Annotated in this window: 18 protein-coding genes; 7 read left to right on the plus strand and 11 right to left on the minus strand. The window is 72.0% G+C overall.

What is annotated here, in order from left to right; genetic code table 11:
* Window positions 1-81 precede the first annotated feature (81 nt).
* Window positions 82-1719, minus strand: coding sequence for an ABC-F family ATP-binding cassette domain-containing protein (locus ACFWEP_RS02285; RefSeq protein ID WP_387364192.1), 1638 nt, complete (start codon window positions 1717-1719; stop codon window positions 82-84).
* 157 nt (window positions 1720-1876) lie between these two features.
* Between ACFWEP_RS02285 and ACFWEP_RS02290 the strand changes: the two genes are divergently transcribed.
* Window positions 1877-2443 (plus strand): hypothetical protein, encoded by a 567-nt coding sequence (locus ACFWEP_RS02290; RefSeq protein WP_387364195.1) that lies wholly within the window; start codon window positions 1877-1879, stop codon window positions 2441-2443.
* Window positions 2444-2680: 237 nt separating this feature from the next.
* The gene (locus tag ACFWEP_RS02295) at window positions 2681-3604 is read left to right on the plus strand and encodes an FAD-dependent oxidoreductase (RefSeq protein ID WP_387364198.1); all 924 of its coding nucleotides are present in this window, start codon (window positions 2681-2683) and stop codon (window positions 3602-3604) included.
* A gap of 146 nt (window positions 3605-3750) precedes the next feature.
* Here the strand turns inward: ACFWEP_RS02295 and ACFWEP_RS02300 are convergent, their stop codons facing one another.
* Together ACFWEP_RS02300 and ACFWEP_RS02305 are read right to left on the minus strand one after the other, a co-directional pair.
* Window positions 3751-5496, minus strand: a complete 1746-nt coding sequence (locus ACFWEP_RS02300; RefSeq protein ID WP_387364201.1) for a BCCT family transporter — start codon at window positions 5494-5496, stop codon at window positions 3751-3753.
* A gap of 105 nt (window positions 5497-5601) precedes the next feature.
* Window positions 5602-6519, minus strand: coding sequence for an oxygenase MpaB family protein (locus tag ACFWEP_RS02305; RefSeq protein WP_387364204.1), 918 nt, complete (start codon window positions 6517-6519; stop codon window positions 5602-5604).
* A 292-nt stretch (window positions 6520-6811) separates the two neighbouring features.
* Between ACFWEP_RS02305 and ACFWEP_RS02310 the strand changes: the two genes are divergently transcribed.
* Window positions 6812-7771, plus strand: coding sequence for an oxygenase MpaB family protein (locus ACFWEP_RS02310; RefSeq protein WP_387364207.1), 960 nt, complete (start codon window positions 6812-6814; stop codon window positions 7769-7771).
* Here the strand turns inward: ACFWEP_RS02310 and ACFWEP_RS02315 are convergent.
* From ACFWEP_RS02315 to ACFWEP_RS02325, 3 genes are all read right to left on the minus strand, one after another.
* A complete protein-coding gene (locus ACFWEP_RS02315) occupies window positions 7758-8360 on the minus strand; it encodes a TetR/AcrR family transcriptional regulator (RefSeq protein WP_266712484.1) in 603 nt (200 codons plus the stop codon). The two genes, ACFWEP_RS02310 and ACFWEP_RS02315, sit on opposite strands and share 14 nt — an antisense overlap.
* Window positions 8361-8541: 181 nt before the next feature.
* Window positions 8542-9000 (minus strand): hypothetical protein, encoded by a 459-nt coding sequence (locus tag ACFWEP_RS02320; protein ID WP_387364210.1) that lies wholly within the window; start codon window positions 8998-9000, stop codon window positions 8542-8544.
* Between the two features lie 426 nt (window positions 9001-9426).
* Complete coding sequence (locus ACFWEP_RS02325) at window positions 9427-9903, minus strand: macro domain-containing protein (RefSeq protein WP_387364213.1); 477 nt, start codon at window positions 9901-9903, stop codon at window positions 9427-9429.
* A 142-nt stretch (window positions 9904-10045) separates the two neighbouring features.
* Between ACFWEP_RS02325 and ACFWEP_RS02330 the strand changes: the two genes are divergently transcribed.
* Complete coding sequence (locus ACFWEP_RS02330) at window positions 10046-10789, plus strand: MerR family transcriptional regulator (protein ID WP_387364216.1); 744 nt, start codon at window positions 10046-10048, stop codon at window positions 10787-10789.
* Between the two features lie 54 nt (window positions 10790-10843).
* Here the strand turns inward: ACFWEP_RS02330 and ACFWEP_RS02335 are convergent, their stop codons facing one another.
* From ACFWEP_RS02335 to ACFWEP_RS02350, 4 genes are all read right to left on the minus strand, one after another.
* Window positions 10844-13015 carry a 3-hydroxyacyl-CoA dehydrogenase NAD-binding domain-containing protein gene (locus tag ACFWEP_RS02335; protein ID WP_387364219.1) on the minus strand — a complete coding sequence of 724 codons (2172 nt, stop codon included), beginning with the start codon at window positions 13013-13015 and terminating at the stop codon, window positions 10844-10846.
* Between the two features lie 52 nt (window positions 13016-13067).
* Window positions 13068-14282 carry an acetyl-CoA C-acetyltransferase gene (locus ACFWEP_RS02340; protein WP_387364222.1) on the minus strand — a complete coding sequence of 405 codons (1215 nt, stop codon included), beginning with the start codon at window positions 14280-14282 and terminating at the stop codon, window positions 13068-13070.
* A gap of 82 nt (window positions 14283-14364) precedes the next feature.
* Window positions 14365-15507, minus strand: a complete 1143-nt coding sequence (locus ACFWEP_RS02345; protein ID WP_387364225.1) for an acyl-CoA dehydrogenase family protein — start codon at window positions 15505-15507, stop codon at window positions 14365-14367.
* An 85-nt stretch (window positions 15508-15592) separates the two neighbouring features.
* Window positions 15593-16735 (minus strand): CaiB/BaiF CoA transferase family protein, encoded by a 1143-nt coding sequence (locus tag ACFWEP_RS02350; protein ID WP_387364228.1) that lies wholly within the window; start codon window positions 16733-16735, stop codon window positions 15593-15595.
* Between the two features lie 250 nt (window positions 16736-16985).
* Between ACFWEP_RS02350 and ACFWEP_RS02355 the strand changes: the two genes are divergently transcribed.
* Entirely contained in the window at window positions 16986-18167 is a 1182-nt protein-coding gene (locus ACFWEP_RS02355; RefSeq protein WP_387364230.1) for a saccharopine dehydrogenase family protein, read from the plus strand.
* Between the two features lie 59 nt (window positions 18168-18226).
* On the opposite strand, the gene ACFWEP_RS02360 is transcribed toward ACFWEP_RS02355, so the two are convergent.
* The gene (locus ACFWEP_RS02360) at window positions 18227-18904 is read right to left on the minus strand and encodes an endonuclease V (protein WP_387364233.1); all 678 of its coding nucleotides are present in this window, start codon (window positions 18902-18904) and stop codon (window positions 18227-18229) included.
* A 164-nt stretch (window positions 18905-19068) separates the two neighbouring features.
* On the opposite strand from ACFWEP_RS02360, the gene ACFWEP_RS02365 reads away from it, so the two are divergent.
* Window positions 19069-20772 (plus strand): RecQ family ATP-dependent DNA helicase, encoded by a 1704-nt coding sequence (locus tag ACFWEP_RS02365; protein WP_387364236.1) that lies wholly within the window; start codon window positions 19069-19071, stop codon window positions 20770-20772.
* 455 nt (window positions 20773-21227) lie between these two features.
* Window positions 21228-21644, plus strand: a complete 417-nt coding sequence (locus ACFWEP_RS02370; protein WP_387364239.1) for an SsgA family sporulation/cell division regulator — start codon at window positions 21228-21230, stop codon at window positions 21642-21644.
* Window positions 21645-21805 lie beyond the last annotated feature (161 nt).

Below are 21805 nucleotides of genomic sequence, written 5' to 3' on the forward strand. Positions count from 1 at the left end.
GGCCCCGAGGGGCCGGCCCGTCCGCACGGTGTCCGCTCGCCGTCGGAGCTGCGCGTTCCGCCCGGCCGGCCGCGGGGCCCCTCAGAGCTCCGTGATCCGCCCGTCCGCGACCTCGATGCGCCGGGTCGTACGGACCGCCTCCAGCATCCGCCGGTCATGGGTGACCAGCAGAAGCGTGCCGTTGTACGAGTCGAGCGCGGACTCCAACTGCTCGATGGCGGGCAGGTCCAGGTGGTTGGTGGGCTCGTCCAGCACCAGCAGGTTGACACCCTTGCCCTGGAGCAGGGCGAGTGCCGCGCGGGTCCGCTCACCGGGCGACAGCGTGGTCGCCGGGCGCATCACATGGTCGGCGCGCAGCCCGAACTTGGCCAGCAGAGTGCGCACTTCGGCCGGCTCCGTGTCCGGGACGGCCGCGCAGAAAGCCGCCAGCAGGGTCTCGTCGCCGAGGAAGAGCTTGCGCGCCTGGTCGACTTCACCGACCACGACGCCCGAACCGAGCACGGCGGAACCGGAGTCGACCGGAAGCCGCCCCAGCAGTGCGGCCAGCAGGGTGGATTTACCCGCCCCGTTGGCTCCGGTGATGGCGACACGGTCGGCCCAGTCGACCTGGAGCGAGACGGGCCCGAAGGCGAAGTCGCCCCGGACCACACGAGCTTCGCGCAGGGTGGCGACGACCGAGCCGGAGCGCGGCGCGGTGGCGATCTCCATCCGGAGTTCCCACTCCTTGCGCGGCTCTTCGACGACGTCCAGGCGTTCGATCATGCGCTGGGTCTGCCGGGCCTTCGCGGCCTGCTTCTCGCTTGCCTCACTGCGGAACTTGCGGCCCAGCTTGTCGGAGTCGGTGGCCTTGCGCCGGGCGTTCTTCACGCCCTTGTCCATCCAGCCCCGCTGCATCTGGGCACGGCCTTCGAGGGCCGACTTCTTGTCGGCGTACTCGTCGAACTCCTCACGGGCGTGGTCACGGGCCCTCTCCCGCTCCTCCAGGTAGGAGGCGTAGCCGCCGCCGTAGAGGTTGATCTGCTGCTGGGCGAGGTCGAGTTCGAGAACCTTGGTGACCGTGCGGGTGAGGAACTCGCGGTCGTGGCTGATGACGACGGTCCCGGCGCGCAGACCGGAGACGAAGCGTTCGAGGCGCTCCAGACCGCCGAGGTCGAGGTCGTTGGTGGGCTCGTCCAGGAGGAAGACGTCGTACCGGGAGAGCAGCAGGGAGGCGAGCCCGGCGCGGGCGGCCTGTCCGCCGGAGAGCGCGGTCATCGGCAGGTCGAGGCCGATGGTGAGTCCGAGGTCGGCGGCCACTTCCTCCGCCCGCTCGTCCAGGTCGGCGCCGCCGAGGTCGAGCCAGCGTTCCAGCGACTCGGAGTACGCGTCGTCGGCGCCGGGCGCACCGTCCACCAGGGCCTGGGTCGCGGCGTCCATGGTGGCCTGGGCGTCGGCGACGCCGGTGCGGCGGGCGAGGAACTCCCGCACCGTCTCGCCGGGGCGCCGCTCGGGTTCCTGGGGAAGGTGGCCGACGGTGGCGGTGGGGGGCGAAAGCCGCAGCTCCCCCTCCTCGGGCCGGTCGAGCCCCGCGAGCAGCCGGAGCAGGGAGGATTTACCGGCCCCGTTGACTCCGACGAGACCGATCACGTCCCCGGGGGCGACGACGAGGTCGAGCCCGGCGAAGAGCGTGCGGTCGCCGTGTCCGGCGGCGAGGTCCTTGGCGACGAGAGTGGCAGTCATCAGGTTGTCGATCCTAAGCGGTCCGGGCAGGCCGCCGGTCGACCGGCCCGGACCGCCGGAGCTTCTTTGGCCCTGCCGCCGAAACGTGACCGGGTCGCTGTGCCGCCCGGGTATCGGGACTCGTGCGTACGGAGGGGGCTTGGGGGAGGATCGGCCGATGACGACATCGAGAGGGCACGGGTACTGGATGCTGCCGCTGGTGGCCACGGTCGTACTGGCGACGGGATGCGGTACGGAGCGGGCCGGGGACGCGGTGGGAGCGGGCCGGAGCGCGTCTCCGGCTCCGAGTGCCCCGACGGACTTCCGCTGTCCCGGCGAGGACCCCGCTCCGACGGCGTCGGCGGACCCCGTCTCCTCCCCCGCCACGACCGCCGCTCCGACCGACCACTACGCCGAGAACCACGGGTTCAGGGTTCCCCTCACGCTCCACGGCCAGAGCCGCTGCGACGGGCTCGTGGTCACCGGGCGGGTCGAGAGCGCACTCGAACCGCTGCGCAAACGCGGGGACTTCGCTCCGCAGCACGTGCGGAAAGTGCTCGACGGCCTCGGCTACCGCGCCGGGAGCGCGTACCGGAACGGCCCGACCGGAGTCGGGTTCCTCCTCGTCCTCGACGCCTCGCCCTGGTGCGTGGAGGGAATGATGGACCGCGACTCCGTCACGGCGGACGCCTTCGCCGGCTACCCCGACGGCACCGGCTGCGAGCCCCCGGAGGGCGGCCACTGACCACGGTTTCGCGGGTCGGGGGGCGGATCGGGGCCGTCCCGGGGCTGGGCCGTCGCGGATCCGGGGCCGCCCCGGGGCTGGGCCGTCTTGGACCGGGGCCGTCCGGATCGGGGCCGACACGGATCGGGGCCGTGTCCCGGCCATGATCCACCGCGCACTGTCCTGGAGGCCGGGCCCTCGGTTAGCTTCCGGGGTGACAGCGCGCGGATACGGGAGCGGAGCGACGGGGGTGGCGGTATGCCGGACGTGATCGTGGTGGGCGGTGGGGTCAGCGGGCTGACCACGGCGGTGGTGCTCGCCGAACGGGGTCACCGGGTGCGGGTGTGGTCGCGGGACGCGGCCGGGGACACGACATCGGCGGTGGCGGGTGCCCTGTGGTGGCCGTACCGGATCGAGCCGGCCCGGTCGGTGGGCGACTGGGCCCTGGAGACGCTCGCCGTCCACGAGGAGCTGGCGGCCGATCCGGACGGGACCGGGGTACGGATGGTGGCCGGGCTCCACCTGGGCGAGCGCCTGGCAGGCCTGGGCCCGTGGGCGGCCCGGCTGCGGGGCGCGGTGGAGGTGGCGGAGGGGCTGCGGGTGACGCTTCCGCTGATCAGCATGCCCGATCACCTGGCCTGGCTGGAGCGGCGGCTGCTGACGGCCGGTGGCAGCGTCGAGCGGCGTACGGTGAGCGGTTTCGGGGAGGCCGCCGCCGAGGCGGAGGTGGTGGTGGACTGCGCCGGGCTGGGGGCCGCGGCGCTGGCGTCCGACGACGGTATGCGTCCGGTGCGGGGCCAGCTCGTCGTGGTGGAGAACCCGGGGATCATCGAGTGGTGCGCCGCCCCCGATCCGGCGACGGGCTGGACGACGTACGTGTTCCCGCAGCCGTACGGGCTGGTCCTCGGCGGCACGGCGCAGGAGGACGACTGGTCCATGGAGCCGGACCCGCGCGTCGCGGCCGGCATCGTGGCGCGGTGCGCGCGGATACGGCCCGAGATCGCGGGGGCCCGGGTCCTCGGACACCGGGTGGGGCTCCGGCCGGCGCGGGACGCGGGGGTACGGATCGAGGCCGAGGACCTGCCGGGCGGCGGCCGGGTGGTCCACAACTACGGGCACGGGGGCGCCGGGGTCACCGTCGCCTGGGGCTGCGCACGGGAGACGGCACGGCTGGTGGGCTGAGCCCTGCGCGGCGGGTGGCCCGGCCGTCCGGGCCCACGTCACCGCACACGGTGGGCCGGTGGCGCCCTGGCCGTGCCGGCCCGCCGCACATGGTTCCACCCGTACCGACCCGTACCGCCCTGTCCGTACCGGTACCACCCCCTCGTTCAGTCTCCCGTCGGCGGGGACGCTGGTCCCGGGCCCTCGTGCTGGTGGCGATGGTCCTCGGTGACCTCGCTCCCGGGGCCGATCCGGATCTCGAAGTCGCCGTCGTACTTGGCGTGCCCCTGGATGACCGCGCTCTCCACCGCCTCGACGCCGAATTCGTGACGGACGATGAGCGGGTCCTGGCGCAGGTCCCGCATGAGAGAGACGCACATGCCGATCATCACGATGGTGAAGGGCGCGGCGACCAGGATGGTGAGGTTCTGCAGTCCGGCCAGCGCGTCGCCTTCGCCATCGCCGATGAGCAGCATGACGGCGGCCACCGCACCGGTGACGACGCCCCAGAAGACGACCACCCACTTGCCCGGCTCCAGCACGCCCTTCTGCGAGAGCGTGCCCATCACGATGGAGGCGGCGTCGGCGCCGGAGACGAAGAAGATCCCGACCAGGATCATCACCAGCACGCTCATCAGGGTGGCGACCGGGAACTCCTTGAGAACGCCGAAGAGCTGCGCCTCCGGGGTGTCGGCGCCGCCGAGCTCGCCGGCGGCCTTGAGCCGGATCGCGGACCCGCCGAAGATCGCGAACCAGACGAGGCTGACGGTGCTGGGCACGAGGATGACCCCGCCGATGAACTGCCGGATGGTCCGGCCCCGGCTGATGCGGGCGATGAACATGCCGACGAAGGGCGTCCAGGAGATCCACCACGCCCAGTAGAAGACCGTCCAGGAGCCCAGCCAGTCGGCGACCTCGCCCTCACCGGTTGCCTCGGTGCGTCCTGCGAGCTGGGGCAGTTCGCGGAAGTACTCGGCGATGGAGGTGGGCAGCAGGTCGAGCACGATGATCGTGGGGCCCGCGACGAACACGAAGACGGCGAGGATCAGGGCGAGCACCATGTTGATGTTGGACAGCCACTGGATGCCCTTCTCCACCCCGGAGACGGCCGAGGCGACGAACGCCACGGTCAGCACGGCGATGATGGCGACCAGCAGGCCGGTGCCCGTCTTCTCCCGCCAGTTCAGCTCGTGGAAGCCGCTGCCGATCTGGAGCGCGCCCAGGCCGAGGGAGGCGGCGGAGCCGAAGAGCGTCGCGAAGATGGCGAGGATGTCGATGAACCGGCCGAAGCCTCCGCGGGAGTAGCGCTCCCCGATGAGCGGCTCGAAGACGGCGCTGATCGTCTGCCGGCGGCGCCTGCGGTAGGTGCTGTACGCGATGGCGAGCCCGACGACGGCGTAGATCGCCCAGGGGTGCAGAGTCCAGTGGAAGAGGGTGGTGGCCATCGCCGTCTGCATCGCCTCGGCCTCGTCGGCGGGGCGGGTTCCGGGGGGCGGGTTCGTGAAGTGGGCCAGGGGTTCGCTCACTCCGTAGAACATCAGGCCGATGCCCATGCCGGCGCTGAACATCATCGCGACCCAGGAGACGGTCCGGAACTCCGGTTCCTCCCCCTCCTGCCCCAGCGAGATCCTCCCGTAGCGGCTGATCGCCAGCCACAGCGCGAAGACCACGAAGCCGGACGCGGCGAGCATGAAGGCCCAGCCGCCGTTGTGGATGAGACCTTCGAGCAGATCGGTGGAGATGCTCTCCAGCGAGTCGGTGGCGACCGAGCCCCAGAGCACGAAGGCGAGCGTGAGCACGGCGGTGACTCCGAAGACCACCCGGTCCGTGGTGGGCTTCCGCCCGAGACGCGAATCTTCGGGAAGATCCGCCGTGACGGGCAGACTCTCCGGTCTCTGGTCGTCCTGCGGCACGTAGGGCACCTTTCAGAAGCGCGGAATCACTCCCTGTAGGCAGTACCACACGCGGCGTGAGACGTGCGGGACCCACGAGCGGCGGCGGTCCCCCACCTCCGGTATTCATCCCCCGGTGTTCGTCTCCCGGCCCGCCCGCCCGCTTCCGGGCCCGCTCCCGGCCCCCGTACGGGCGGCGCGACGCGCCTCGCGGGCCATGGGCAGATACCGCAGCCGCTCGGGAAGGACCGGCACCACGCTGCGCACGACCGCGCCGAAACGCCGCAGCTGCCGCTCCTGCGCGGGCGTCCACTCCAGCCCGATCGCGGCACGGGCGTCGGGCGGCATCAGCCCGACCGTGAGGAAGGAGCGGAACCGGGCGAGCGGGGGCAGGATCACCGGCCACAGCGCTCGCGCGACCAGCCGCAGGAGCAGGGAGCCCCGGTCGGGCGGTGGTACGGGCCGGTCGGTGGCGACCAGTTCCTCGACGACCGCGTTGCACTCCAGCTCCTCGGCGAGCACCTTGCGGTAGTAGGGCCAGAACTCCTCGATCGTCTGCGGCATGTCCCGGTCGTGGATGCCGAGGACCCGGCCGACCTGGAGCCATTCCCGGTAGAGCGCACGCTCCTGGGCTTCGGTGAGCGGGCGTACGAGATAGCGGGACGCGTGCTGGTAGACCGGGAAGCCGGTGGCGTGGACCCACGCGTAGTTCGCCGGGGTGAGTGCGTGGTAGCGGCGCCCCCGCGAGTCGGTGCCCTGGATGGTGCGGTGCAGGGCGCGCAGCCGCCGCCCCTCCGCCACTCCTTCCTCGCCTCCGTACACCCAGAGCTGGAGCGAGCGCAGGGACCGTTCGCCTCGCCCCCACGGGTCGGTACGGAAGACCGAGTGCTCGTCGACGCCCGCGCCGACGGCGGGACGGGCGACCTGGAGAGTGAGGGCCGCGGGCAGCATCAGCAGACCCCGGACGTCGCCGGCCAGGCTCCACAGCACCCCGCCGGGCGGGGGCGGCACGGGGTCGGTCGGCCCGTTTCCCTGGCTGCTCATCGGATGCTCCAAGAGGTCGGCGGACGGGCGGACGCCGCGTCTGGTCACGGGTGCCCGCACGTGTACTGCTTCCAGTATGCGAGCGGTGCGCCGACGCACGGCGGTGGGCCTGTGCCGTCGATTCGCCTCGGCCCGTTGACGCCCCGATGAAACAAGTCAATAGTATTTGTAACATTGACTCCGGGAACCCCTTCCACGTCAACTGCCGCTCCAAGCAGCTGCGTTGGATGCTCACGCCACGGGGGCGGGGTCGGCACGATGGACCGCACATATCCGCAGGAGGGTGCACATCATGGGCCGTTACAGCCGCCTGAGGGCGATTCGCCGGATGGACCCGGTACAGGACTGCGCCGAGATCCTCCGGCTGATGTCCCAGTACGAGTTCCCCTGGGACTACCGGCAGGGCGTGAGCGTCGCGTTCCTCCGCGACTTCGGCGTCCCCCGCATCTCCGTGACTCTCGACCGCACCCAGGAGTTCGAGCGGAACGGGCAGAAGCGTTACGACGACACGGTGCTGATCGGCTACGAGATGGCGGCCGACGGCTTCGACTCGGAGCGCGGGCGGGCCGCCGCCCGCCACCTCAACCGCATCCACGGCCGCTACCGCATCCCCAACGAGGACTACCTCTATGTCCTGGCCACCACGGTCGTCGGCCCGAAACGCTGGATCGACCGGTTCGGCTGGCGCCCCCTGTGCCGGCAGGAGGTGCAGGCCCTGGCCGAAGTCGGCCGGAGCATGGGCAGGTTGATGGGCATCGAATCGGTCCCCGCCACCTACGCGGAGTTCGAGGCGCTGCTCGACACGTACGAGGCGGAGATGTTCGCCCCGGCGCCCGCGAACCGCAGGGTCGCCACCGCCACGTTACGGACGATGACCAGCTGGTACCCGTCCCCGCTGCGCCCGCTGGCCGCCCGCTTCGCTCTGGCGCTCCTGGACGAACCGCTGCTGCGCGCCCTGGGGTTCACCCCGCAGCCCCGTTGGTTCCGGGCCATGGCGGTACGCGCGGTGCGGGCCCGCTCACGCGGGGTACGACTGCTGCCCGCCAGGCCCGGATGGCTGCCCTCCCGGCCCCGGCCGCGCAGCTACCCCTTCGGCTACCGGCTCGACGATCTGGGGCCGCACTGGGCGCAGAACCGCCCGGTCGAGCCGCTGCCGGACGAGGTGCCGGAAGGTTCACCGGGTGGGGGACCCGGCGAACGCCCCGCGCCCCGGCCCGGCCTGCGCCGGCCCGAGGGGCTCACCCGGCCGTGAGAAGCGGGACGAGGCAGCGGCGGGCGAAGGCCGCCACCTGCTCGTCGTCGTCGAGTTCGAAGCAGCTCAGCGGGTTGAGGAGGAAGGAGACGGTGATGCGCACCATCACCTCCGCGACCGGCGCCGAGTCCGTCGCCGGCCGGCCCTCCATCCGCTGGGCGTGCTGGAGGCGGTCGGTCAGGAAGTCACGCATGGCGAGGAACGCGGGACCGCTGTCCACCGTGAGGAAGGGCAGCATGACCTCAGGCTCCAGCTTCAGCAGACCGCCGATGAGGGGGTGTTCGCGCACGTGCCGTAGCACCGCCACGAATCCGGTGACCAACCGGTCCTCCACCGAGGGAAGTTCGGACACCGCCTCGTCCACCTCGCCGACGAAGCGGCGGTATTCCCGCAGCAGGCACGCGGAGACCAGGGCCTCCTTGTTGCCGATACGGCGGTAGACCGTGACCCGGGACACCTTGGCCCGCCTGGCCACGTCGTCGACGGTCGAGCGGCGCAGCCCGAAGGTCATGAACTGCTCACGGGCCGCGTCAAGAATCTGCTCGCTCAACTCGTCGTACGGCGGAGCCTCTTCGAGCGCCCTCGCCATCGATTCCTCGTCCAGTGCCTCGCCGTCGGCCGGTGCCCTCATCGCGCCCTCCCCTGTCACCCCACCCTAGGGTGCGTCCGGCGGCGCTACAAGGAAACACTCCTCGTCGCTCCGTATCGCGAGATGTGCGTCGGGCCGCCCGACGCTCCGGCCGCGACCGGTCGCCGTGTCGGCTGCACGGTCAGCGGGCGCTGCGGGCGCCCTCTGCACGCACACCCCCCTCGGGGAACTCACGGAGGAATCTTTCCAACTCGTCCCGCGAGTGGTACGAGACGTTCAGCCGAGTCGGCCTCGCCTTGCCGGGGAGTCGCAGGTACAGAGCGTTCCGTGCCTTGCCCCGCTTGACGCGGGCGACCAGACCGCCCGTCTGGTCGCGGGGAATGACGTGCACCAGTTCTTCGGGACGGTTCCGCAGACGCGGCCCGCGATGAACGTACAGGGAGCGGTCGGCGACGGTGATGAAGTAGGTGTAGATGAGGAGCAGACCCATCGGCCCCAGGGCGCCGACCGCGAGTGCTGCGGGCCCCCTTGTGCCGAGAAGCACCAGACCTGGCTTCTCGGTCGGGTCGACGCGCAGCACCGCCCGCCTCGCTTCGGACTTGAGTTCGAACTTCACGTCGGGTGTTCCGAGCCTTGCCATGGGGGCACGTCCTTCGATGGAGTCGTGTCCGACCTGGACACAAGGAGAATCTAGTGCCGCGTCAGCCAAGGTTTGGCCGTCGAGGAGCGGCGTCAGATGCGTGCTCCCGGCGTGCCGGCCGGCAGCCCCCGTACCGGACGTACTCGGGCTTTCGGCCGGTGCGGCGAGAGTGCGTACCGGGCGTCGCGACGGGGCAGACCTCGGCTGACGCGGCACTGATGCCCTACCGGCAGGCTCCACGCCGCCGCGGTGGCCAGCGCGCACGCACGCCACTCCGGCCGAAAGCGCTGGTGGAGCCGGTGCGGGCAGACCTCCGGCCGCCACGGGGTAGTTGGCGCACGACGCTGCTCGGGCGCCCGCCCGCACTTCCCTGCCGCCCGACCGAGACCGAGCCCTGCCGGGACTGGCGCGGGCGCGGATCGCGGTTCACCCGAAGTCGTAGACCGTGACGGGAACACGACGGCTCACCAGCCGCCGCTCCATGAGCGGTTCCACCCGGGGCCACGTACCGCCGGCGAGTCCGCAGCCGATCCTCGGCATGTGGACGGACGCGCCCGACTCGGCGGCGCGCAGGGCCACTGTCTCCAGGCCGGTGTCGATCGCCTCGTACCGTACGGGTACGCCGCCGCTCCCCCTGCGCATGCCGTGCTGGCCCACCAGGTTGGCCACCCACACGTGACGGTCGACCTGGACGAACTGGACGGCGCCGAGCGCGAAGTCGTTCGCCGCACGGTCGCGGTGCCACCGGCGGTAGGCCGCCTCGGGCTCCGGCCAGCGGCGCGAGAGAGCCAGTACGAAGCCCTTGCCCCAGCCGCCCAGGTCGTTGCAGACGTGCACGATCAGCTTGACGCCCTTGGCCTGCGGGGCGGTGGCGTCGCCCTTCAGATAAGTGATCCCCGACATGCGCCCACCGTACGGGCCCCCACCGACAACGGCCCCTGCGAGGGTTTCACCACAGTGGTGAGACAGCAATACTGTTGCACCTGATCGCCGTACCGCGGCGGTCGGGAACGATCCGGACGTCTCCGGGCACCGAGGAGCAGACATGGCGACCGCCGAGGAGCCGACCCTCACCGTCGACGAGCTGGCGGCCCGGGCGGGGGTGACCGTGCGCACGGTGCGTTTCTACAGCACCCGGGGGCTGTTGCCGCCTCCGGTCATCGGCCCGCGCCGGGTGGGGCACTACGGGCCCGGTCATCTGTCGCGGCTGGCGCTGATCGAGGAACTCCAGCGCCAGGGAATGACGCTGGCCGCGATCGAACGGTATCTGGAGCAGCTGCCGGAGGATCTCGGCGCGCACGGTCTGGCGATCCACCGGGCGCTGGTGGCGTCCTGGGCTCCGGACGGGATCGAGGAGATGACCGGCCAGGACCTGGAGAGGCGGGCGGGCCGGCCGCTCACCGTGGAGGATCTCGACCGGCTGGCGGCGATGGGGGTGCTGCTGGACGGGCCCGAAGGGGCGGCCCCGTCGCGGGACGACGTGCACCGGGTCGATCCGGGGCTGCTCCGGCTCGGGCTGGAGCTGCTGGACGTACCGATCGCGCACGAGACGATCCTCAGGGCGCACACGGTCATGCTGGAGCACACCCGGTCGGCCGCGGCGGAGTTGACCCGGCTCTTCCGGGACGAGGTGTGGAGTCCGTACCGGGAGCGGGAGGCGGACCCGGAGCACGTGTCGGCGATGAAGTCGCTCTCGGCCCACATGCAACCGCTGGTGTTGCAGGCCCTGGTGACCGCGTTCCAGCGGTCGCTGACGGCCGAACTGCGCGCCGCGTTCCAGGCGCCGTGACCGCACGCCCGGGAGGTGGCCGGCCGCGGGGCGGACCACCTCCCGGGACGGGGCTCAGTCGTGGAAGGTCTCGCCCCGATCCGCCATCGCGACCAGCCGGGCGGGCGGCAGGAAGCGGTCTCCGTACCGTTCGGCGAGTTCGCGGGCGCGGGCCACGAAGCCGGGCAGGCCGCCCTCGTACCCGTTGACGTAACCGAGGACGCCGCCGGTCCACGGCGGGAAGCCGATGCCCATGATGGAGCCGATGTTGGCGTCGGCGACGGAGACGAGGACGTTCTCGTCCAGGCAGCGGACGCTGTCCAGAGCCTCGGAGAAGAGCATCCGCTCCTTCATGTCCTCGAACGGGATCGCGGCGTCGGCCTTGCCGAAGTGCTCACGCAGACCCGGCCAGAGCGCACCGCGCCGGCCGGACTCGTCGTACTCGTAGAACCCGGCGCCTCCGCTGCGTCCCGGCCGTTCGAACTCCTCGACCATCCGGTCCACCACGGCGTCGGAGGGGTGCGGGGTCCAGGTCCCGCCGGACTCCTCGATCGCGCGCCGGGTCTCGTTGCGGATCTTGCGGGGCAGCGTGAGGGTCAGCTCGTCCATCAGGGAGAGGACCTTGGCCGGGTAGCCGGCCTGGGCGGCGGCCTGTTCGACGGAGGCGGGCTCGATGCCCTCGCCGACCATCGCGACGCCCTCGTTGATGAAGTGGCCGATGACGCGCGAGGTGAAGAAGCCGCGCGAGTCGTTGACCACGATCGGGGTCTTCTTGATCTGGCGGACCAGGTCGAAGGCGCGGGCCAGCGCCTCGTCGCCGGTGGCCGCGCCCTTGATGATCTCGACCAGCGGCATCTTGTCGACCGGCGAGAAGAAGTGCAGCCCGACGAAGTCGGCGGTGCGGGTGACGCCTTCGGCGAGGACGGTGATGGGCAGCGTGGACGTGTTGGAGCAGAGCAGCGCGTCGGGGGCGACGACGTCCTGGATCTCCTGGAACACCTTGTGCTTGAGGGCGGTGTCCTCGAAGACGGCCTCGATGACGGCGTCGCAGCCGGCGAGGTCGGCGGGGTCGCCGGTCGGGGTGATCCGGGCGAGCAGTTCGTCGCGGGCGGCCTCGGTCGTGCGTCCCCGGGAGAGCGCCTTGGCCAGCAGCTTCTCGCTGTAGGCCTTGCCCTTCGCGGCGGCCTCGGTGGTGACGTCCTTGAGGACGACCTCGATTCCGGCCCGGGCGCAGGAGTAGGCGATGCCTGCGCCCATCATGCCGGCGCCGAGGACGGCGACCTTGCGGACCGTGCGGGGCGGGACACCCTCGGGGCGGCTGGCGCCGGAGTTGACGGCCTGAAGGTCGAAGAAGAACGCCTGGATCATGTTCTTGGCGACCTGGCCGGTGACCAGCTCGGTGAAGTACCGGGCCTCGATGGTCTGCGCGGTCTCGAAGTCGACCTGCGAGCCCTCGACGGCCGCCGCCAGGATGTTGCGGGGCGCAGGCATCGGGGCCCCGGCGATCTGCTTCTTGAGGTTGGCGGGGAAGGCCGGGAGGTTGGCGGCGAACCGGGGGTTGGACGGGGTGCCGCCGGGAATCCGGTACCCCTTCACGTCCCAGGGCTGCTGGGACTCGGGGTGCGCGTCGATGAAGGCGCGGGCCTTCTCCAGCATCTCCTCGCGGGTGGCGGCCACTTCGTGGACGAGGCCGTTCTCCAGGGCGCGGGCCGGGGTGTACTGGGTGCCCTGGAGCAGCACCTTGAGCAGCGCGTCGGCGATGCCCATCAGGCGTACGGTACGGGTCACACCGCCGCCCGCCGGGAGCAGGCCGAGGGTGACCTCGGGGAGGCCGATGCGGGAGCCGGGCGCGTCCAGCGCGATCCGGTGGTGGCAGGCGAGCGTGATCTCGTAGCCGCCGCCGAGCGCCGTGCCGTTGATGGCGGCGACCACCGGAATGCCGAGGGTCTCGATGCGGCGCAGGGCCCGCTTGATGCCCATCCCGGTGTCGAAGACCGCCTGGGCGTCCTCGGGCCGGGCCTTGATCATCTCCTTGAGGTCTCCCCCGGCGAAGAAGGTCTTCTTCGCGGAGGTGACGATGATGCCGCGGATGTTCTCCTTCTCGGCCTCGGCGCGGTCGGCGACGGCCGCGAGGGACCGGGTGAAGGCCTGGTTCATCGTGTTGGCGGACTGGTCGGGGTCGTCGAGGACGAGGGTGACGACGCCGGTCCCGTCCTCTTCCCAGCGGATGGTCGTGCTCTCGGTCATGGGGTGTCTTCTCCGTAGGCAGGCAGGCGGGCGTGGCGGGGGACGGGTCCGGTCAGACGCGTTCGACGACGGTGGCGACGCCCATGCCGCCGCCCACGCAGAGCGTGACGAGTCCGTACCGCAGGTCGCGCCGTTCCAGTTCGTCGACGATGGTGCCGAGGATCATCGCGCCGGTGGCGCCGAGGGGGTGGCCGAGCGCGATGGCTCCGCCGTTGACGTTGACCTTCTCCAGGCCGATGCCCATGTCCCGGACGAAGCGGAGCACCACTCCGGCGAAGGCTTCGTTGATCTCGACGAGGTCGATGTCGTCGATGGTCAGTCCGGCCTTCGCGAGCGCCTTGCGGGAGGCGGGGGCGGGCCCGGTGAGCATGATGGTGGGCTCGGAGCCGGAGACGGCGGCGGAGACGATCCGGGCGCGCGGGGTGAGGCCGTAGCGCTCACCGACCTCCTTCGAGCCGATCGCGACGAGCGCGGCGCCGTCCACGATCCCGGAGGAGTTCCCCGCGTGGTGGACGTGGTCGATCTTCTCGACCCAGTGGTACTTCTGGAGGGCCACCGCGTCGAAGCCGCCCAGCTCGCCGATGGTGGCGAAGGAGGGCTTGAGGGCGGCGAGCGAGTCGGCGGTCGTTCCGGGGCGCAGGTGCTCGTCGTGGTCGAGGACGACGAGTCCGTTACGGTCCTTGACGGGGACCACGGAACGGCCGAAGCGGCCTTCCTTCCACGCCTCGGCGGCACGTTCCTGGGAGAGGGCGGCGTACTCGTCGACGTCACGGCGGGAGAAGCCCTCGATGGTGGCGATGAGGTCGGCGCCGATGCCCTGCGGGGCGAAGCCGGTCTCGAAGCTGGTCATCGGGTCCATCGCCCAGGCGCCGCCGTCCGAGCCCATGGGTACGCGGGACATGGACTCGACGCCGCCGGCGAGGACGAGGTCCTCCCAGCCCGAACGGACCTTCGCGGCAGCGAGGTTGACAGCTTCGAGGCCCGAGGCGCAGAAGCGGTTCTCCTGGACCCCGGCGACGGAGTCCGGAAGTCCTGCCGCGATGGCCGCGATGCGTGCGATGTCGGAGCCCTGGTCGCCGAGCGGGCTGACGACGCCGAGGACGATGTCGTCGATGGCCGCCGGGTCGAGTCCGGGGAAGCGGGCGCGGATCTCGTGGATGAGGCCGACGACCAGGTCGATCGGCTTGGTGCCGTGCAGGGCACCGTTGGCCTTGCCGCGACCGCGCGGGGTGCGGATCGCGTCGTAGACGAACGCTTCGGTACTCAAGACAACAGCCTTTCGGGGGGCGGGATTTCGGTATCTTCGGGTGCGTGCGGACGTCCGCGGCCCAGGACAGCAGGGAGCGGGCTCAGGACAGCAGGGAGCGGCCGATGATCTCCTTCATGATCTCGGTCGTCCCGCCGTAGATCGTCTGGATGCGTCCGTCGGTGAAGGCCCTGGCCACCGGGAACTCCGCCATGTAGCCGTATCCGCCGTGCAGTTGGAGACAGCGGTCGGCCACCCGCTTCTGGAGTTCGGTCGCCCACCACTTGGCCATCGAGGCGTGCACCGCGTCGAGCGTCCCCTCCGCGTGCTCGACGATGCACCGGTCGAGGAAGGTGCGGGTGACGGCGCACTCGGTGGCCATCTCGGCGATCTCGAAGCGGACGTGCTGGAGCTTCGCGAGCGGCCGGCCGAACGCCTCGCGCTCCTTGACGTACCGGGTGGTGATCTCCAGCAGGTGTTCGGCGGCAGCGATCCCGGCGACCGCGATGCCCATGCGCTCCTGGGCCAGGTTGGTCATCAGGTGGAGGAATCCGCCGTCGAGTTCACCGAGGAGGTTCTCCTTGGGGACGCGGACGTCGTGGAAGAAGAGCTCGGCGGTGTCCTGGGACTTCTGGCCGATCTTCTCCAGGTTGCGGCCGCGCTCGAAGCCGGCCGCGCCGCGTTCGACCACCAGCAGCGAGAGCCCCTTGGCCCCGCCCTCCGGCGACGTGCGGGCGACGACGACCACCAGGTCGGCGAGGATGCCGTTGGAGATGAAGGTCTTGGACCCGTTGAGCAGCCAGTGGTCGCCCCGGTCCTCGGCGGTCGTGCGGATGCCCTGGAGGTCGGAGCCGGCCCCCGGTTCGGTCATGGCGATCGCGGTGACGGTCTCGCCCGAGCAGAAGCCCGGCAGCCAGCGCCGCTTCTGCTCCGGGGTGGAGAGCCCGGTCAGGTAGGGCCCGACTATGTCGTTGTGCAGGCCGAGAGCGAGGCCGCTGACGCCCGCGCGGGTGAACTCCTCGGCCAGTACGGCGCTGTAGCGGAAGTCGTCGTTGCCTCCCCCGCCGAACTCCTCGGGGACCGCGAGGCCGAGCAGCCCCTGCCGGCCCGCCGCGCGCCATGCCTCGCGGGAGACGATGCCGTCCCGCTCCCACTGTTCGTAGTGCGGCAGGACCTCCTTGGCGAGGAAGGTGCGGACGGTCTCGCGGAACGCGTCGTGCTCGGCGGCGAAGATCTGCCGTTTCACCGGGCCTCCTGGGGTGGCTTCGGATCGGTGCGGGCCGGCCGGTCCGGCACGGTGCCGGTGGCCGTGGTGCGCGGGGCGCCCTGCGTCACGACGCCCCTTTCGGCGGCTCGCCGAGCAGTTCCGGTACACCCCAGTCCGCCGCCACCGACTCGGTGCCGGTACCGGGCAGGGCGGGGGCGCTCCGTACGGCGGTGGGGGTGGCGGAGAAGCGCGGGGCGGGGGCGGGCTGGGTGATCCCGGCGTGTTCCACGAAGGTGGCGCGGGCGGCGAGATGCGGGTGTCCCGGGGCCTCCCGCAGGGAGAGGACCGGGGCGACGCAGGCGTCGGTACCCTCGAACACCTCGGTCCACTCGGCCCGGGTGCGGGTGCGGAACCGGTCCGCCACCACGGTGCGCAGCTCGTCCCAGCGGGCGAGGTCCGCGCGGTCCGGCACCGTTGCGGCGATGCCGAGAAGTGCCACGAACTCGTCGTAGAAGCGCTGTTCCAGCGGCCCGACCGCCATCGCCTCGCCGTCGGAGGTCGCGTAGGTGCCGTAGAAGGGGCAGCCTCCGTCGAGGAGGTTGGAGCCGCGCCGGTCCTGCCAGGCGCCGGCCGCCAGCATGCCGTGGATCATCGTGGCGAGGTGGGCGGCGCCGTCGACGATCGCCGCGTCCACGACCTGGCCGCTGCCGCCGGGAGTACGGGCGTGCTGGAGGGCGGCCAGCACGCCGACGACGAGGTAGAGGGAGCCGCCCGCGTAGTCGCCGAGCAGGTTGGCCGGGACGGCCGGGGGTTCGCCGGGACGGCCGATCATGGAGAGGGTGCCGGTGGGCGCGAGGTAGGCGACGTCGTGCCCGGCGCGCTGGGCGAGCGGGCCGTCCTGGCCCCAGCCGGTCATCCGCCCGTAGACGAGCCGGGGGTTGCGGCCGAGGCAGGCGTCGGGGCCCACCCCGAGCCGTTCGGCGACCCCGGGGCGGTACCCCTCGATCAGGATGTCGGCGCGTTCGGCGAGAGCGAGGACGGCCGAGGCGCCCGCTTCCGTCTTGAGGTCGAGCAGGACGGAGCGCTTGTTCCGGTTGGTCAGGTCGCGGGCCGGGTCGATGCCGAGCACCGCGCCACCGGGCCGGTCGACCCGGACCACGTCCGCGCCGAGGTCGGCCAGCGTCATCGCGGCGAACGGGCCGGGGCCGATGCCCGCCAGTTCGACCACCCGCACTCCCGAGAGAGGGCCGTTCTCCGTCGCAGCCATCAAGCCCCCAGCGGTGTGACACAACCGATGTAACATCGACGATGCTAAGAACGACCGTCGCTCCGCACAAGCCTTTCGGCAGAGCGACCGCTTAGTTTCTGCGCTTCCCATGGTGCACCGTCACGCGCCGTTCCGCGCCGAATGCCACGCGTCACCCGGCGGTGCCGCGACCGGAGTGGTGCACCGGCCCTCGGTCGCGGGTCTACCGTCGGCGGCCACCCACCCGGAGTCCGCCCCATCGGAGGCACACATGAAAAGGCATCACGGATCGGAACGCCCCTTCGACGTCGTCCTGTACGGCGCCACCGGTTTCGTCGGCACCCTGACCGCCGCGTATCTCGCGGCGCACGCCCCCCGGGATCTGCGCTGGGCGCTGGCCGGGCGGAGCCGGGAGAGGTTGGAACGGCTGCGCGGGGAACTCGCCGGGACCGGGCCGGAACCGGCGGTTCTCGTCGCCGATGCCGGGGACCCCTCCGCGCTGCGTGAACTCGCCCTGTCCGCGAAGGTGGTGGCCACCACGGTCGGCCCGTTCCTCGTCCACGGGAACGAGCTCGTCGCGGCCTGCGCACGGGCGGGTACGGACTACGTCGACCTCACCGGCGAGGCCGAGTTCATCGACCGGACCTGGCTCCGCCACGACGCGACCGCCCGGGCGACCGGGGCACGCCTGGTGCACGCCTGCGGCTTCGACTCGGTGCCCCACGACCTCGGCGCGTACTTCACCGTCCGGCAGCTGCCGGCGGGCGTACCGCTCACGGTCGACGCCTTCGTCCGTACCCACGCCGTGTTCTCCGGGGGGACGTTCGCCTCGGCGGTGCACGCGATGGGCCGGGGACCGCAGATGCTGGCCGCCGCCCGTGAGCGCCGGGCACGCGAGCCCCGGCTCACCGGCCGTCGCGTGCGAACCCCGCTCGGGGCACCGCACTTCAGCGGGGCCACAGGGACCTGGGCCCTGCCACTGCCGACCGTGGACCCGCAGATCGTGGGCCGTTCGGCGCGAGGGCTGGAGTGCTACGGCCCCGACTTCCGCTACCGGCACTTCGCCTCGGTCAAGCGCCTACCGGTCGCGCTGGGCGGCACGGCAGGCGTGATCGGTTTGGTCGCCGCATCTCAACTCACCTCTGCACGCTCGTGGCTGACGTCTCGTTACCAGTCGGGCGAGGGGCCCGGCGAGGAGCGCCGGAAGCGGAGCCGGTTCACCGTCCGGTTCGTCGGCGAGGGCGGCGGCAGTCGGGTCTTCACCGAGGTCTCGGGCGGCGACCCGGGGTACGACGAGACGGCGCGGATGCTCGGCGAGGCCGCCCTCTGCCTCGCCCTGGACGATCTGCCGGAGACCGGCGGCCAGGTGACGACGGCGGTGGCCATGGGAGATGCCCTGCTGGAGCGGCTGAGGGCCTCGGGCCTGGGCTTCCGGGTGGCGGCCCGGCGCTGACGGACCCGAAAAGGTGACGGCCCCGAGATTGATGTGAGCCGGAGGCGGAGGGCTCCGCCTCAGCCGGCCGCTTCCCGAAGCGCGCGGCGGCAGAGCGCATCGGCCCTGCGGGTGGTCTCGGGCTGGCGGAACTCCCGGGTCAGCGCCAGGGTGTGGGCGCAGGCGGTGGTCAGCGTGGTGCGGTGCCCCACGGAGACGAAGACCGGTTTGACGCCGCTCCGGGTGCGCAGGGCCCGGCCGACCTCCTCCGTACCGTCCAGCAGCGGTGAGGAGTCGCCGCGCTTCGGGCCGGGCTGTTCGTGGGTGAAGGTGAACGGGTTCTTGGCGACGCCGATGACGGGCAGTCCGGTCAACACCCCGAGATGGCTGGCGAGTCCGAACCGGCGAGGGTGCGCCAGCCCGTATCCGTCGCAGACGACGAGGCCGGGGTCGGCGCTCAGCGACTCCAGCGCGGCCAGCACCGTGGGAATCTCCCGGAAGGCCAGCAGCCCGGGGACGTACGGGAAGGTGACGCGGCCGACCGCGGTGGCCTCGGCGACCACGTCGAGGGTGGCGGCGTCCAGCACCACGGCCGCCGCCACGACCAGATCGCGCTCGTCGTCGTAGGCGACGTCCACTCCGGTGGCGTGGCCGGATCCGGGCAACGGTCCGGAGTCCTCGGCCACCACCCGGTCGCGCAGGCGGTCCTGTACGGCGCGCGCCTCGGCGGCGTCGGCGGGCACGAAGAACGTCGTCATGGACGCCGATTTTAACGCGCGCCCCGGGTGGCGGACCGGGCCGGCCGACGGCCGACTCGTCGGGGCGGCCGAAACACTGCCTGTCGCGCGTCGGGCGGGGTACGAGGAGCCCACGGAGAACCCCCGGCCCGCGGGTTCTGCCCGGCTCGACGTCGAGGAGTGTCATGGTGGTCGCTGATTCGCGTCGTCTTCAGGACGTCGCGCGGGACGTGTTCGGCTGGGAGCGGTTGCGACCGGAGCAGCTGCTGGCGATGGAAGCCGTGATGGAGCGGCGGGACACGCTGGTGGTGATGCCCACGGGCGCCGGGAAGTCGGCCGTCTACCAGGTGCCGGGGGTGCTGCTTCCCGGCCCGACCGTCGTGGTGTCGCCGCTGATCGCGCTCCAGCGCGACCAGGTCCAGGGGCTGCTGCGCCGCACGGGGACGGACGCGGCGGCGGTGAACTCGACGCAGACCGGGGACGAGAACGCCGCGGTCTGGGACAGGATCAGCGCGGGGGACGTCGACTTCCTCTTCCTCGCCCCGGAGCAGCTGGCCAAGGACGAGGTGGTCGAGCAGCTCGCGGCCGCGAAGCCGGCGCTGTTCGTCGTGGACGAGGCGCAGTGCGTGTCCTCCTGGGGCCACGACTTCCGGCCCGATTACCTGAGGCTCGGCCAGATGCTCCAGCGGATCGGGCGGCCTCCGGTGCTGGCTCTGACGGCGAGCGCCGCCGCCCCCGTGCGGGCCGACATCGTCGCCCACTTGGGGATGCGGGACGTGCGGGAGGTCGTCACCGGCTTCGACCGCCCGAACATCCATCTGGAGGTCATCCCGTTCCGGGACGCGGCGGTCAAGGCGCGGGCCGTGGTCGAGCGCGCCGCAGCGGAACCCAAACCGGGGCTGGTGTACGCGGCGACGCGGCGCGAGGCCGAGGAGTACGCGAACGAGCTGAGCCTGCTGGGGCTGGACGTGGCGGCGTACCACGCGGGTCTCCCCGCGCAGGAGCGTGGCGACGTGCACGACCGCTTCCTGGCGGGTTCGCTGGACGTGGTGGTGGCGACGTCCGCGTTCGGGATGGGTATCGACAAGCCGGACGTGCGCTTCGTGCTCCACGCGTCGGTCCCCGGGTCCCTGGACGCCTACTACCAGGAGATAGGCAGGGCCGGACGCGACGGCGAGCAGTCCCGGGCGATCCTCGCGTACCGGCCGCAGGACCTCGGCCTGCAGCGCTTCTTCTCGGCGGGCCGCCCCGATCCGGACACGGTCACCCAGGTGGCGCGCACGCTGGCGGAGCACGACGGCCCCGTGCACCCCGGCGACCTGCGGACCGAAACGCACCTGACGGCGAGCCGGCTGACGGCGGTCGTCAACCTCCTGGAACAGGTCGACGCGGTACACACCACCATGCGGGGCGACGTGGAACCGGCCCCGGGCATGGACCCGGCCCACGCCGCGCAGAAGGCGGTCGAACTGGGCGACGCCCACCAGCAACTCGAACGCTCCCGGGTGGACATGATGCGTGGCTACGCGGAGACCACCGGCTGCCGGCGCCGCTTCCTCCTCGGCTACTTCGGACAGGTCCAGGGCGAGTCCGCGGGGTGCGGCTCCTGCGACCTGTGCGGAGCGGCCGAGCTGTCCCGGGAGGGCGCGGCTCCCGGCCCGGCGGTCCTGGCCGGTACCGGAGGGCGGATACCCGCCCCGGCCGAAGAGGCGGCTGCCGGGGGTGACCACCCCTTCCACCCCGGCACCAGGGTCCGGCACCCGCACTGGGGGGAGGGTTCGGTGATGAGCGAGGAGGACCGGACTCTGACCGTGCTCTTCGGGACGGTCGGCTACCGCAGCCTGTCGCTGGAGGTCGTGCGGAGACACGGGTTGCTCGACGTGTGCTGATCGTTCGCGGCGTCCTGAGACCGTTCGGTTGCCTGACCGGCGACGGGTCGTGACCGGCGGCAGGGGGGCCGCCGCGGCTCCGGGCGCACCGGAACGGGTCCCGCCGCGACGGGCGCCGTCCGCCTCGGACTGCGGGACGACCTGCGTCCGCCGGGGCTTTCCGCCCGAGGAGTACCGCGATGTCACGACTCTCCGCCGATGGGACGTTCGAGGGCCATGTCCCTCCGTGGCGGGGAGGCCGTGACGCCACTCGCTTCCGGAGCGCCGGGCGCCGTCGTGCCTGGCCAACCGGGTCCCCCGGCCCGGGATGGGCAGGCGCTTCCCGGGCAGTCGATCAGCACCGGGGGAATCGGCGGTGACACACCTCACGCCCCGGGTCGGTGCACGGATCACGGCGTTCCGTCGTCTACTCCAGTGCCGGAGTCCGTTCGTCCAGCCGTGCGAGGGAGCAGGTCTTGTCCAGCCTTATCGAGCAGCCCGTACAGGCCCGCATGGTCGCGGCCGTTCCGCGGATGGCGACACTGGCCGCCACGCTGCGGTACGACCGCAAGAATCCGTACGCCGTCCGGATCGCGTTCCCCGCCCGGGCCACGCTGGAGGGGACCGAGGTCTCGTGGGAGTTCTCCCGGGACCTGCTGGCCCGGGGCGTGGACGAGCCCGCCGGGGTCGGGGACGTACGGGTGCGGCCTTTCGGCGAGGAGCGGACCGTGCTCGAGTTCCACGCCGCGGAGGGTGTCGCGATGGTGCACGTCCGCACCTCGGAGTTGCGCCGATTCCTCGGGCGCGTCCAGGAGTTGGTGCCGGTGGGCGACGAGTACCGGTATCTGGACCTCGACCGGGCCTTGGCGGAGCTCTTGGGCGACAGCCGATGAACGGGGCACGGACCGGCCCGCCCCGGAGCCGTCCCACCTCCGCGCGCCCGGAGCCGTCCGGGCCCCCGCGCGGCCGGCCCGGAACCCGTCCGGAAGGCCCCGGAGTGCGGCTTTGACACCGGCCAGGCTTGGCGGAGGGCTTACCGGGCCTTAACCTACGG

It is taken from the genome of Streptomyces sp. NPDC060198, assembly GCF_042728415.1.
Lineage (GTDB): Bacteria > Actinomycetota > Actinomycetes > Streptomycetales > Streptomycetaceae > Streptomyces.